10 protein-coding genes are annotated in these 14,107 nt (G+C 51.8%); 8 read left to right on the top strand and 2 right to left on the bottom strand.

Features of this window, described 5'->3' with window-relative positions:
• The first annotated feature begins 2 nt into the window (after positions 1 to 2).
• The 3 genes from FYJ45_RS21920 to FYJ45_RS21930 all read left to right on the top strand — a co-directional run bounded on the left by FYJ45_RS21920 (position 3) and on the right by FYJ45_RS21930 (position 5,497).
• Positions 3 to 1,979 (top strand): alpha-galactosidase, encoded by a 1,977-nt coding sequence (locus tag FYJ45_RS21920; protein ID WP_154467228.1) that lies wholly within the window; start codon positions 3 to 5, stop codon positions 1,977 to 1,979.
• A gap of 46 nt (positions 1,980 to 2,025) precedes the next feature.
• Positions 2,026 to 3,987 carry an alpha-galactosidase gene (locus FYJ45_RS21925; protein ID WP_154467229.1) on the top strand — a complete coding sequence of 654 codons (1,962 nt, stop codon included), beginning with the start codon at positions 2,026 to 2,028 and terminating at the stop codon, positions 3,985 to 3,987.
• 523 nt (positions 3,988 to 4,510) lie between these two features.
• Positions 4,511 to 5,497: a diaminopimelate dehydrogenase gene (locus FYJ45_RS21930; protein WP_154467230.1), complete on the top strand. Its 987-nt coding sequence runs from the start codon at positions 4,511 to 4,513 to the stop codon at positions 5,495 to 5,497.
• A gap of 193 nt (positions 5,498 to 5,690) precedes the next feature.
• Here FYJ45_RS21930 and FYJ45_RS21935 read toward each other — a convergent pair whose 3' ends face one another.
• Complete coding sequence (locus FYJ45_RS21935) at positions 5,691 to 8,324, bottom strand: InlB B-repeat-containing protein (RefSeq protein ID WP_154467231.1); 2,634 nt, start codon at positions 8,322 to 8,324, stop codon at positions 5,691 to 5,693.
• 580 nt (positions 8,325 to 8,904) lie between these two features.
• Between FYJ45_RS21935 and FYJ45_RS21940 the strand changes: the two genes are divergently transcribed.
• The 5 genes from FYJ45_RS21940 (at position 8,905) to FYJ45_RS21960 (ending at position 12,844) form a co-directional block, all read left to right on the top strand.
• A complete protein-coding gene (locus tag FYJ45_RS21940) occupies positions 8,905 to 9,891 on the top strand; it encodes a reverse transcriptase family protein (protein WP_154467232.1) in 987 nt (328 codons plus the stop codon).
• A gap of 109 nt (positions 9,892 to 10,000) precedes the next feature.
• Positions 10,001 to 10,438 carry a VOC family protein gene (locus FYJ45_RS21945; RefSeq protein ID WP_154467233.1) on the top strand — a complete coding sequence of 146 codons (438 nt, stop codon included), beginning with the start codon at positions 10,001 to 10,003 and terminating at the stop codon, positions 10,436 to 10,438.
• A 123-nt stretch (positions 10,439 to 10,561) separates the two neighbouring features.
• Positions 10,562 to 11,317: a MerR family transcriptional regulator gene (locus tag FYJ45_RS21950; protein ID WP_154467234.1), complete on the top strand. Its 756-nt coding sequence runs from the start codon at positions 10,562 to 10,564 to the stop codon at positions 11,315 to 11,317.
• A gap of 62 nt (positions 11,318 to 11,379) precedes the next feature.
• Positions 11,380 to 12,114 (top strand): ABC transporter ATP-binding protein, encoded by a 735-nt coding sequence (locus FYJ45_RS21955; RefSeq protein ID WP_154467235.1) that lies wholly within the window; start codon positions 11,380 to 11,382, stop codon positions 12,112 to 12,114.
• Positions 12,101 to 12,844: an ABC transporter permease gene (locus tag FYJ45_RS21960; RefSeq protein ID WP_154467236.1), complete on the top strand. Its 744-nt coding sequence runs from the start codon at positions 12,101 to 12,103 to the stop codon at positions 12,842 to 12,844. The genes FYJ45_RS21955 and FYJ45_RS21960 overlap by 14 nt, the downstream gene beginning before the upstream one ends.
• Positions 12,845 to 12,888: 44 nt before the next feature.
• Here the strand turns inward: FYJ45_RS21960 and FYJ45_RS21965 are convergent, their stop codons facing one another.
• Positions 12,889 to 13,959, bottom strand: coding sequence for a methyltransferase domain-containing protein (locus FYJ45_RS21965; RefSeq protein WP_207708443.1), 1,071 nt, complete (start codon positions 13,957 to 13,959; stop codon positions 12,889 to 12,891).
• Positions 13,960 to 14,107: the final 148 nt, after the last annotated feature.

Here is a 14,107-nt window from a genome sequence, read left to right on the forward strand (position 1 = left end):
TTATGGTTTATAACAGGGGAAATGATAAAATAAATATATGCCTGGATCAGGAGAGCGGCACTTATTCACTGGAGCTTCAGGGGGGAGCTCTTAAGGATATGTGCGCGGCCGTCAGGCTTAAGGACGGAAGGCTTTTAAAAACCACAGATCTGTGGAAGCATGAAATATCGGAAACACAGAGCGATGAAGAGCCGGGGCGCTGCCGGAAGGTGTGCTTCCTCCATTCCGGCGGTCAGGAGTGGAGACTGGTCCAGGAATTCTGTATTTACGCAGACTTCCTGACCGTATCCGCCGCGCTGCTTGGCAGCCGGGAAACACAGAGCAACTATATTGCGCCGCTCTGCCCCGGAGAGGAAGGAAAACTGGATATGGAGGAGGACATCCGTTTCCTGTCCGCGCCCTTTGACAATGACAAATGGGCAAAATTCGTGGATTATCCCATCCAATATGCCCGGATGTCCTATGAATTCACGGCGCTTCATGAAGAAAACAGCGAAGCGGGGCTGGTTTTGGGTTCCGTGGATCACGATCACTGGAAAACAGGCTTTCTGGCGGAAACAGAAGAAGGAAGCGGCGTAACAGGCATCCGCGCGGTTTGCGGCGCGGCGACGGAGGATACCAGGGATCTCAATGGCATAGCCCATGGCTATGTGCACGGGATGAATATAAAGAGCGCTCGTATTTTCGTGGGGTACTTTGATTCCATCCAGGAGGGCCTGAAGACCTACGGGGCCTGCAATGCGGCAATCCGGCCTGCGCTGCCCTGGAAGGGGCCCGCGCCCTTTGGCTGGAACAGCTTTGCGGCGCTGATGCCTTTGATTTCCTTTGAAAAGTACAAAGAAGCCAGTGATTTTATGAAGAGCATCCAGGAAACGTTCCACGATGCAGACGGCACTCAGTATATTGACTATGATGCGGGCTGGGAACGTTTTACCAACAAAATGCAGGAAACCGTGGAATATGCCGGGGCAAACAACCAGAAGGCAGGCGCTTACTTCTGCCCTTTCATTGTTCTGGAGCCCTGGTTTGACAAAGAGGTTCCGGGCACGGGAGGAAATTATCTGTACCGGGATCTGATGCTGCGGGATGAGCATGGAGAGGTGCTTCCGCCGGTGGACGGACTTTATTCACTGGATGCAACCCATCCCGGCGTGCTGGAATATATGGAATATGTGACCGGAAAGCTGATACAATGGGGGTACAGGTTGGTAAAGACAGATTTTACGGGCCATGGCTGCCGGGAGGGTGTATTCTATAATAAAGACATTACCACAGGGGTGGAGGCTTACAATTACGGAATGAGCCATTTTGTAAGATGCCTTTCTGAGGAAAGGGCCGGTTATCCCATTCTTATCAGCCTTTCCATTGCCCCGATTATGCCTCACGGCTACGGCCATGCCAGAAGGATTTCCTGTGATTCCTTCGGGAGCCTGGATCAGTCGGCTTATCTGAATAACTGCATCACCTATTTATGGTGGATGAATGACTGTTTGTACCGCTTTAATGATCCGGATCATATCGTTACCTATAAAACCTATGACAAGCATACCACGACGCCGGAAGAGGGTATTACCCGTATGAATACGGGAGTTATCTGCGGCGGCCTGATGCTTGCCAGCGATGATTACGGAATGCCTGCCGCCCGTGAACGTTCCCGCCTGGTGCTTACCAATGAGGAGGTAAACGCTGTGGCCAGAAAAGGCGGAGCCTTCCGCCCCGTATCGGGCGCACGGGGAGAATTTGCGGCGGATGTATTTATGAGGCAGGAGGAGGACGCGGTACTGGTGGGAGTATTTAACTACAGCCTGTCGGACGAACGCCATATGGAAATCCCTCTGGAAAAGCTGGGACTTTCCGCCGGGGAAAGGTATACAATAAGAGATCTGTGGAGCAGACAGGAAACAGAGGCTGACAGCGGAGTTATCAGGGTTTCTTTAATACCCGCACAGTCAACCATTCTGAGAATCACAAAAGGATAAGAAAAAATAATGCCCGCCTGAGCGGACAGATGGGAGAAAATTAAGTATGAATTGGGAAGGCCTGATTTTAGACGAGGAAACCGGACGCTTTACCCTTCGCTTTGCAGGAGGGGAATGCAGGGATTTATATGCGCAGGTAAAGCTGCAGGACGGCACCTGCCTGAAAACAACGGATATGAAGCTGCATAAAAAAAGGGAGACGGAGGTTACCACCGAAATAGGAAGCTGCCGCAGGGCGGAGTTTGTGCATGAGGACGGAGGCAGGATACAGCTGATACAGCAGTTCGACCTCTATGAAGAATACATGACCATCCGCCTGACCGCAAAAAGCCCTGATACAATCACCACTAACTGCATGACGCCTGTCTGCGGCCATGGAGAGCAGCCGGTCCTTTCTATGGAAGGAGAAGAAATCCGCTTCCTCTCCGCCCCCTTTGACAACGATAAATGGGCAAAATTCGTGGACTATCCGGTAAAATACTCTTCCATGTCCTATGAATTCACTGTAATCCATCCGAAAGAAGCCGCGTCCGGCCTGGTTATGGGCTCCGTGGATCACGACTGCTGGAAGACCGGCTTTTCCGCCAAAACCGACAAGGACGGAAGCATTGTGTGCCTGGAAGCGATCTCCGGCGTAGCAACGGAAGACACAAGGGATCTGGACGGCGCCAGACACGGATATCTTACCGGGAAAGAGATCAGCAGCGCCCGTATTTTCCTGGGCTGGTTCAAAGATTTCCAGTCCGGCCTTGCGGTATATGGAAAAGCCAATGCGGCGATCCGTCCCGCCCTTCCCTGGAACGGCCCTGTAATCTTCGGCTGGAACAGCTGGGCAGCCCTGATGGGCAAGGTATCCTTTGAAAAATATAAGGAAGCCTGTGACTTTATGAAATCCATCAAGGATACCTACCAGGGATCGGATGGCAAACAATATGTAAACTACGATGCGGCGTGGGGCCGCTTTACCAACAAAATGCGCGACTCCGTGGCCTATGCGGAAGCAAACGGCCAGGAACCGGGAACATACTACAGCCCCTTTATCACCCACGAACACCAGTTTAAACAGGAAGTGCCCGGCACCAACGGAAATTACCTGTTTGAAGACCTTCTCCTGCGTGACGAAGACGGAAAGATCCTTCCCCAGATAGACGGCCTGTATTCCCTGGATCCCACACATCCGGGCACATTGGATTACATCTCCTATGAAACGGACAACATCATAAAATGGGGCTTCCGCAGTGTCAAAACCGACTTTGTTGGCCATGGCTGCCGCGAAGGCGTATTTTACAACAAAGAAATCACCACCGGCGTACAGGCCTTCAACTATGGAATGAGCCATTTCACAAAATGCCTCTCCGAAGAACGGGCAGGCTACCCCATTTTTATCAGCCTCTCCATCGCGCCCATAATGCCGCACGGCTACGGACACGCCAGAAGAATATCCTGCGACGCCTTCGGAAGCCTGGACCAGTCAGCCTACCTGAACAACTGCATCACCTACCTCTGGTGGATGAACGACTGCCTCTACCGCTTCAACGACCCGGACCACATCGTAACCTACAAAACCTACGACAAACACTCCACCACCCTGGAAGAAGGCAGGACCCGCTACCACACCGGCGTGATCTGCGGAAGCCTGATGCTCACCAGCGATGACTACGGAATCCCCGAAGCCAGGGAGCGCGCCAGAACGATCCTGACAAACGAGGAAATCAACGCCATAACCAGAAAAGGCGAAAGCTTCCGCCCTGTTTCCGGAGCCGCCGGAGAATTCGCCGCCGACACCTTCGTCCGCAAAGACGAGGATGCCACAATAGCCGCAGTATTCAACTACAGCCTGTCCGACGAGCGCCTTGTAGAAATCCCCCTGGAAAAACTGGGCCTCACCCCCGGACACCCCTACAAAATAAAAGACCTCTGGACCAAAAAAGTAACAGAACCCCAGTCCAACACCCTCCGCCTCACCCTGCTGCCCGCACAATCCACAATCCTGAAGATCTACCAATAAATCAACACAAATAGTTTATGACATTAATATAAAAATGACTGTGGATCCCCCACCTGCAGAATATCACTACAGTTACGGGATCCACAGCCCTTTTTCCCCCAAATCCTTTATCCCACTATTTAGTAGTGGTATTCAATATTCTTCCGGCCAGCCAGTGAGGTGCCAGCCATGTTCGGTCCCAGGGCGGGGGCGGCGGGGAGTGTTTACAGAACCATTGGAAAAAACGGTGATGTTTCTTACTGCCCCGAAAGGCCAGGATTCCGCCGCCCCTAGCGGCTTGTCTGACGAAGACAGCAGACGCCAGTCGCTGTCTGAGGAGTTCCAGCCGCGTTGGCGAAATCCTGGCTTTTCGGGACAGTTAGAAACACCCCGTTTTTGAGACTGGCTCAGTAAACACCCCCGCCGCCCCCGCCCTGGGACCGAACATGGCTGGCACCTCACTCCTCCCCCGCCAAAAGAATTATGGAATTTCCCTCCCAATTATGTTAGGATGATAAAGAAAATATTTCAGAGGAGGATTCAGATGAGCATAAGAATTGGCATATTAGGCTATGGAAACCTGGGCAGAGGCGTAGAATGTGCGATTAAGCAGAACCCGGATATGGAACTGGCGGCAGTATTTACAAGACGCGCGCCGGAATCCGTCAGGATTCAGACACAGGGCGTTCCTGTCTGCAGAATTGAAGATGCGGTGCAGATGCAGGATAAAATCGATGTCATGATTCTCTGCGGCGGAAGCGCCACGGATCTGCCTGTGCAGACACCTGAGTTCGTGCAGTATTTTAATGTAATAGACAGTTTTGACACCCATGCGAAGATCCCGGAACACTTTATGGCTGTTGACGAGGCGGCGAAGAAGAGCGGAAAGGTAGGCATCATTTCCTGCGGTTGGGATCCGGGTATGTTTTCACTGAACCGCCTGTACGCAAACGCGGTACTCCCGCAGGGTAAGGATTATACCTTCTGGGGCAAGGGTGTCAGCCAGGGACATTCCGATGCCATCCGCCGGATTGAAGGGGTAGCGGATGCAAGGCAGTACACCATTCCCGTGGACGAAGCGCTGGCCAGCGTTAGAGCCGGAGAAAACCCGGAGCTGACCACCAGGCAGAAGCATACGAGAGAATGTTTTGTGGTAGCGCAGGAAGGAGCGGATAAGGCGCGTATTGAAGAAGAAATCAAGACGATGCCCAACTATTTTGACGAATACGATACCACCGTACACTTTATCAGCGAAGAGGAAATGAAGCGGGATCACAGCGGCATCCCTCACGGCGGCTTTGTCATCCGCAGCGGTAAGACAGGCTGGAATGAGGAGTTTGGGAACGTGATTGAATACAGCCTCAAGCTGGATTCCAATCCGGCCTTCACTTCTTCCATACTGGTGGCTTTTGCAAGGGCGGCATACCGTCTGGCAGAAGAAGGACAGTCCGGCTGCAGGACAGTATTCGATATCGCGCCCGCCTATCTGAGCGCAAAGAGCGGTGAGGAACTGCGCAGAACCATGCTGTAAGCAGAAGAAAAAGATACATGAAAATTGCCTGGATACAGGCCGGATGGCCTGAAAAAAGGGCGCGGAAATTACTAAACCCGGAGGATTGATGAATCTTCCGGGTTGTTTTTTTGAAGTATGATACCATATATAGTGAATTTGTTCTTTTTTTCTGTATCCCCGGTTTCTGCCATGCGCCATGTTTCCTGTCCTTTCAGAAGCAGGAAGTGTCTGGTCCGTCCGGGGTATGGCAGGATGGATTTTGGGGTTTGCAGATTCGGTTAGCCCTGTGCGGAGGATGGGGCCTGCGGCGTACCCATCTGGCATAAAGGGTGATATCTCCGGTACTGCCCTGGGGGATTACCGTGACCTGTCTGCCTCCCCCGGGAGCATTATACCAGCCGGAAAAACGGAATCCGGTGCGCTCTCCGGGTGGCAGCAGCCGGATATCAGGAGAGACGGCCGTATAGGATTCCGGATTGGGATGGGAGCTTCCCTCCAAATTTTCATAGCGGATAGCATATACAATGGGAATCAGCCAGACCTGCGTCTGATTTCCGTTCAGCCTTATTTCCCAGCCATCGAAATCCTGAGGCGGTTTCCGGAAGGCATCGGCGTCCTGCTGCGTAAGAGTGGTATGTGGGGGAGTGCCTTCTCCGGCAATGACAGGCTCTCCCTCCGGATTGGGTGATACATATCCGGAATTGTCCAGCTGTATTACGGACCCGAAATCCAGGCTGCCCTGAAGGAAGACCACGGCGTCACGATCTTCAATATAAAAACCATTGGTTATATCCCTCAGCCCTTCAATATAGAATTCTCCATTATTATAAATTCCCGGCGCATAGGACGAGGCCCGGTTCTCCCCGCCTTTGCCCAGCGAGGCCTGGTTCAGCTTATAGACCTGGGAGCCGATATCGTTGTATATTCCGCCGCCCACCCCCGCCTGATTCAGAAAAATGTCACCGCCTGTAAGAATGGCTGTGCTGCCGCCGTGGTTCCACAGGCCGCCGCCCTGTCGGCGGGCCGTATTGGAGTGTATGCTTCCGCCCGACATATCCAGCATGGAGCCCTCCGCCAGGCTGACGCCGCCCCCGGACTGCAGGGCGCTGTTCCCTGAAATATCCGTTCCCGGCCGGATAAGAAGCCGCCCCGGAATACAGCAGATGCCGCCGCCGTGACCGCCGAAACTATTTTCTTTGGCACCGGCCCGGTTATTTTGGACGAGCACTTTGCCCTGAAGCGTAAGCGTTCCGTTTGCCGTATTGCAGTAAATACCGCCCCCGTTGCCGATACGGCAGGTATTATTAGTGACGGAGGAGGCATCCGTAATCAAAAGGGATGCGCCGCCTCCTCCGTTCCAGATGGCGCCGCCGCTGTTATTGATAGCTGTATTGCCTGAAAATGTGCTGTTTTCCACGGAGGTATCCAGCGTCCCGCTGCCGGAAAAGAGGCGGAGGGCGCCGCCCTCGTAACCGGCCGTATTGGAGAGCAGCCTGGAATTTATAAAACGGACGGTTCCGGTGCTGCCGTTGCTGTAATATATGGCGCCGCCGCTGTTGCCGGCCTCATTTTCCGCAAAACGGCAGCCATCCGAGAGAAAAAAGGTTTCGGCCTCACTTCCCAGGAGGATTGCGCCGCCGCTGCCGGAGGAGCGGTTGGAAAGGAAGCTGCTGTCGGCGGCAGTGAAGGAACAGGCGGACAGGCCGGCGTACAAAGCGATGGCCCCGCCGGAGGCCGAGGCCTGATTTCCCTCCAGCAGACAGCTTTGAAGATGGATTTCGGAGGGGTGTGCCAGGGAGCGGTTCTGAAGCCACATGCCGCCGCCGCTGCCGGAGGCGTCGGTGGTGGCTGTATTTTTTATCAGGCTGCTGTTTTGGGCGGAGAGGGAAAAACCTGCGTCGGAAAGCAGATAAAGCATTCCTCCTGTACCGGCCGTATTTTCCCTGAATACAGTACCGTCGATGCTGATGGAGACGGGCTGCAAAACCGCTGTCAGACAGACTGCACCGCCGTTATTGGAGGCCCTGTTTGCCGATATCGGAGACGTGGTGGATATTTCAAGCCGATCTCCCGCATTGGCGCTGTAGAAGTAAACGCCGCCGCCATGATATGCGCTGTTCCCGGCAAGCAACATGCTTCCTGTAAGCTTCAGAAGCGAGGATGCCGCCCCGCCGCTGCGATAGCCGGAAAAAAAGATGCCGCCGCCGGAGGAAGAAGCGCTGTTCCCGGTAATCCTCACCTCATCGCCTATGGTCAGGGAAATGCCTGCGCCCGATGTGAGGGAATGGCAGCAGATGCCGCCGCCGTTTGCCGCCGAATTATCCGCAATGACTGCGTGATCTGAAAACTCCATACGATCATTGGAGGTCCCGGGAAACATGGCGGCAGCGCCTCCGGAGGTTTTGGACACACAGCCTGTAATCCGGGAATTGCCATTCATTACAAGTAAATTGGCCAGGGTGGGGGCAGCCTGCAGACAGACGCCGCCGCCTTCCGCCGCAGAATAATTGTTCCGCAGGATACAGCCGTCCTCCAGATAGAGAGAGCCGCCGTTTACGCAGATCAGAGAACGGTTGGCGCTGTCGGATGCGGAATGGGCAGCCATATCCCCGTCCAGAATAATGTTGTTCAGATGCAGGGAAGCCCCCGATGCGACACGGAACAGGTTTTGGCTGTAGCCGGCGGCTTTCGTCAGAGCAAAAACATCCGGGAAAAGACTGCTTATGGTAACGTCACGGCCGACTTCCAGTTGTTTTGTAACAGGGATGTCAGCCGTCAGCTGAATGGAAGGGTCTGTTCCGGCAAGCGCTGCCGAAAGTTCGGATTCATTGGAAACCTGTGCCATAGGATATCACCTTTTTTTACATAATACCCTATTGTATGCAGGAGGCGCATAAAAAGAGCCAGTTTCAGGGGAAAACAGAACAAGCAGGAGGAGTGCCCGGAATGGTTTCAAAATAGAGCAACGGCCGAAGCCCGGGGCGTGAAGTATAATGATGGCGAACTGAGCAGCAGATGTAAAACAAGATGGTAAAACCTGACGGACTGTGCTAGAATAAAACAAAAGCCGGCCGGCAGCATATCCGGGAAAATATTTTCCGGCCTGACGGGGAGTCCCCGCCGGGAGTTAGAAACAGTGGGCATGCAGAATACTGCATGCAGAATCCTGCACCCGTAATCCGCTCCAAAGTACATCCGCACACTTCCGTGTGCACACCGCCTTCGGCTGTACATTTCCGCAGCTTACGGTATCGGTGTATTGTGCCGTCCGGCTTATCAAAGCTATAAGCAGCGCGTGAGGATAAAAGAGGAACTGCATGGGATGCTCATATGCGGTTCCTCTTTTTGATTTTACCGTGAAAATATTTTCCATGCTGTCAAGTATTTTTATTGTCCCTGTTTTTACGAAAGGAGGAGGCTCCTGTATGTCAAATTCGCAGCTTTGGAAATACTGTACCAAAGAACAATGCCAGGACTTTATCCTTTCGTTGGATCTTGTCCCTCACAGCGCCGGTATGAGCAGGGAAAAGCAGCTTGCCTGTCTTTATATGCTCAGCAACCGTGGAGTGGAGAATTACCATAAGGAGATTCTGACAAAAAAGGATGGCGGGACAAGGACGCTTATGGTTCCCTGCAGCCTACTGAAGGCCGTGCAGCGCAATATCCTGCACCATGTGCTGGAGCAAAGGCCCGTATCGGACTGTGCCAGGGCCTATCGGAAAGGCACGGACATCCTGGCCAATGCCGGGCCGCATACCGGGAGAAAGCAGGTGCTCAAGCTGGATATCAGCCATTTTTTTGACAGCATTCTCTTTCCCAGGGTTATCAGCGCCGCCTTCCCGGATACGCTGTTTCCTCCGGCCGCCGCCGCGCTTCTGGCAAACCTGTGCTGCTGCCGGGAACGCCTGCCCCAGGGCTCTCCGGCTTCCCCGGCCATCTCCAATCTGGTGATGCGACCCTTTGATGAATCCATGAGGCGCTGGTGTGAAGCGAGACAGATCGTATACACCAGATACTGCGATGACATGACCTTTTCCGGAGATTTTGATCCCGCCGCTGTTTATCATAAGGTAAAAAGCTATCTGGAGGCGATGGGATTTTCCTTAAATGAAAAGAAAACAAAGCTCCTGAAGGACGGCGTACGCCAGAGTGTGACGGGAATTGTGGTCAATGAAAAGCCCCAGGTCTCCAGGGATTACCGTAAAAAACTGCGGCAGGAGATCTATTACTGCATGAAATATGGAGTAACAGGGCATCTTGAAAGGCTGAGGGAGAAGACCGGGAATGCGGTGGAGGAGCAGAGGTATATATGTTCTGTCCTTGGAAGAATTCAGTTTGTGCTGCAGGTGAATCCGGAGGACAGGGAATTTGCGGAATACTGCAGGATATGGAAAGAGCGGTTTGTAAAATAATCGGAAAAGGCTACAGCAGGTGCAGGGGAAAATGAGTATTTAATTCAGGCTGTTATAAAGGCCACGCAGTATTACGGCGGGCCGTAAATATAAAAGGAGGGTATTTTTTATGGAAAAACAGGTTAAAGGGGTGGCACATGCAGCATTTAATGTGTCGGACATGGATAAGGCGGTTCAGTTCTACCATGATGTTTTCGGCTTTGAGAAAGCGTTTGAGATGGCGCATCCGGTGACAGGGGCCCCGTGGATTGTATACCTCCATGCCGGCGGCAGCCAGTTCATCGAATTATTCTACGGAGGGGTTAACCCTCAGGAATATAAGGACGGCAACATCGGTTATTCCCACATCTGCTTTGAGGTTGAGGATATTAACAAAACCGCGGAGCAGATTGTAAAGGCGGGAGCCGTACTGGATTCGCCCGTGTCCCAGGGGCTGGATAAAAACTGGCAGTGCTGGACCCATGATCCGGACAACAACCGGATTGAACTGATGCAGATGGAGGAAGAATCCCTGCAGAACCAATTCTTAAGAGAACATAAACTGTGACGGAAGGGAAAACCTGATGCGGCGCGTCTGCTGCATCAGGTTTTCTGCTCCTCCCGGAAACCCTCCATTATAACACCAGACTGTTCCGGTTATGCTAAGGTAATACCGTAAGGAGGCGCTGCAATGAATACCTACAGGACATCGGAAGTTGCTGAAAAAATCGGGATACATCCCAATACGGTGCGGCTGTATGAGGAGCTGGGACTGATTCCCAGGCCCCAAAGACAGGGCAACGGCTACAGGGTTTTTACCGATCTGCATGTGGAACAGTTCCGTCTTGCCAGGCTTGCTTTTCAAATTGAGGTAATGCAGAATGGGCTGAGGAAAAAAATAATTCATATGGTAAAAGTATCCGCCGCCGGAGATTATGATACGGCGCTGGAGCTTACCCGGGAATATATAGACCAGGTCAAAACTGAAATTGCCAATGCGGAAGAAGCTATTGAAAGCGTAAAACAGATTTTCCATGGGGAAAGCAGCGGGAACACCTGCTTTTTAAAACGCAAGGAGGTGTCAGAACAACTGAATATTTCAATGGATACCCTGAGAAACTGGGAAATAAACGGCCTCCTGACTGTAAAACGAAGAAAAAACGGGTACCGGATTTATACGGAGGAGGATATCAGACAGCTGAAAATCATCCGCTCCTTAAGATGTGCGAATTATTCCCTGGAGGCTATTTTATCCATGCTCAGCCAGCTGGCCGAAGATCCGGATCTGGACATAAGAAAAGCGCTGGACACACCGAGACCTGATGCGGAAATCATCGCGGTGTGCGATAAGCTGATAACCTCCCTGACGTCTGCAGAGGAAAATGCATGTCAGATGCTTTGCATGCTGCAGAATATGAAAAGAAGGTTCGGAAAACCCTCCAGTTAACCACCAGTGTTTGCTCCCGTGCTATCCTTGTCCCTGTAAAAATACGAAGAGGAGGCAATGATATGCAGGAAGTAATCAAGGTGGAACAGCTTACCAAATCCTATGGCGCCCTCCGGGCGGTTGACGGCCTGAGCCTGTCTGTGGAACGCGGCATGGTATTCGGGCTGCTTGGCGCAAACGGTGCGGGAAAGTCCACAGCCATTGAATGTATGCTGGGCACGAAAAAGCCGGAAAAGGGAAGCGTCACCATATTGGGAAGCAGCCCCACGGCGGACAGGAAGGCGCTTTTTGAAAAAACAGGCGTTCAGTTCCAGGAGAGCAATTATCAGGAGCAGATCAGAGTGGCGGAGCTGTGTGAGGTAACTGCGTCCCTGTACCGGAATGCATCGGATCCGGCGGCGCTGCTTCAAAGATTTGGGATTGGGGATAAAGGAAAAAGCCTGGTAAAGGATCTGTCCGGCGGACAGAGACAGCGGCTTTTCATCGTTCTCGCGCTTATTCCCAATCCGGAGGTGGTCTTTCTGGACGAACTGACCACCGGCCTGGATGCGAAGGCCCGCCGGGAGGTATGGAAAATACTTTCCGATTTGAAGGAAAAGGGCCTGACCATCTTTCTGACCTCCCATTTTATGGACGAGGTGGAGGTTTTGTGCGATCGTATCTGCATTTTGAAAAAGGGAAAAAGCGTCTTTTATGGAACAGTTTCCGAGGCGGTGGAAAAAAGTCCCTGTGAGAAGTTTGAGGATGCATACCTTTGGTATACGGATGAGGAGGAAACGGCCCATGAAAACATTTAAAGCCATGCTGAAAACTGAACTGAAGCTGTCGCTGCGCGGGATGGACATGGTCATTTTTGCGCTTTGTGTTCCGCTGGTGGTCCTGGTTATTCTGGGAATCATTTATGGCGATAAACCTGCCTTTGAAGGCGCCGGATACAGTTTCCTGGAGCAATCCTTCGGTGCGCTGGCTGCAATTTCCATCTGCGCCGGCGGTGTTATGGGCCTGCCGCTGGTAATTTCGGATTACCGCAGCAGAAAAATACTGAAACGATATAAGGTAACCCCGGTCAGCCCGGCCATGCTGCTGTTTGTGCAGGTGACAATCTATACTCTCTACGCCGTGGTGTCCCTGCTGTTGCTGTATTTTGCGGCCGCACTTTTCTTCGGATATAGGTTCCGCGGATCGGTGCTCAGCTTTGCCGGAGGCTATCTGCTGGTGCTGGTGTCCATGTTCAGCATCGGCATGCTGGTGGGCGGGGTTGCCCCGAATACCAAAATGGCGGGGGTGATTGCCAGCATTCTGTATTTCCCCATGTTGATTTTCTCCGGGGCTACCCTTCCTTATGAGGTAATGCCTGCGGCCATGCAGAAGGCAGCGGATATTCTGCCGTTAACGCAGGGAATCAAGCTGCTGAAGGCCGCTTCCCTTGGGCTGGGGGCGGAAAACGTGCTGGTGTCGGTGATTGTGATGGCGGTGATTGCTGTGGTTTGTATTGGCGTAGGAATCCGGTGGTTTCAGTGGGAATAGGGCATTGCCCTGTTCTCCAAAGTTCTTTTTTGTTCAAATCCTGGTTAGGATGATTTTCTCGCTTTAATGACAAAAACCGTGGGCAGCATCAATGCCTTTCTTCCAAAATCATCCTCTGCCACCATTGCTTTTTCTCTGTCGGTCTGTTCCGTCAGCTTTTCGATGACAAAGCCGTTATCGGCCAAAGCGTTAATGTACGTACTCAACATACGGTTGGACAGCATAATCTCCTTGTCACTCATTTCAGCGCGATACCATTCTTCATTAAAATAGGAATTACTGAAAATAAGTCTGCCGTTTTCCACCGAAACACACTTATGTATCGGATGTGACCAACCGAAGACGAATACGCCGTCTTTTTTTAAATAGGAATGGATATTCTGAAAGGTTTTGTCCAAATCAGTAGTCCAGCCTATTCCGTAAACGGAATATACCAAATCAAAATAATCAGCTGGCAGCCCGCATTTATCCTCCATGGGGGAGCAGACGAGCTTTGCATTGATTTTGTGCGCTTCAAGAAAATCTTTCGTGCGTCCAAGCTGACGTACAGATATATCCAGCCCCCACAGTTCTGCCGCCCCATTATCAGCGGCATATTTTAATGAACGGCCGTTGCCGCAGCCAATCTCAAGAACTTTTTTCCCGGAAAGATTTCCAAGCAGATGCAATTTGTCTTCTGAGGGGAAAAAACTGCCCCAGTCCGGCAGGGCAGTCGCCCCCAGGAACTCACTGCCTATTGTGCTCCAAAACTCATTATTTGTTTTATGCGCTTCGGAAACCTCCATTTCCACATTATCCACCTTACCTAAAACCCTGCCGCCGACAATGTTCTTTTTCATTATCTCCGCTTCTTTTGCAAGCGCCATCATATTTTCCTCTGCTTTCTTTTTGTAATCAGCATCGGTCAGCCTTTCCCCTGAAAACAATTCGTTAAGATCTGTTTTCAGAACTTTACAAACCGGCTGCATCAAGGATAATTCGGGCATTCCGTTGCCGCATTCCCATTTGCTTACGGTTTTGTCGCTGATGCCAAGAATATCAGCAAATTCGCGCTGGGTTAAATTCTGTTGCTTTCTCATTTCAGCAATAAATCTGCCTGTTTTTACCTGATTCATGCCGACACCGCCTTTCTTGGAAGGATAGTGTGAAAGAAAGTAGAGGAAAACCATAAATGGACGCACTTGAATAAGCTGTCTAAGGCAGGCAACTTTTTGAAGTGTTATAGAGTTAGGAAATTAGATCAAGAAGCTAATGGTTCATCAG

The sequence above is a fragment of the Eisenbergiella porci genome, assembly GCF_009696275.1.
GTDB classification, from domain to species: Bacteria; Bacillota; Clostridia; order Lachnospirales; family Lachnospiraceae; genus Eisenbergiella; species Eisenbergiella porci.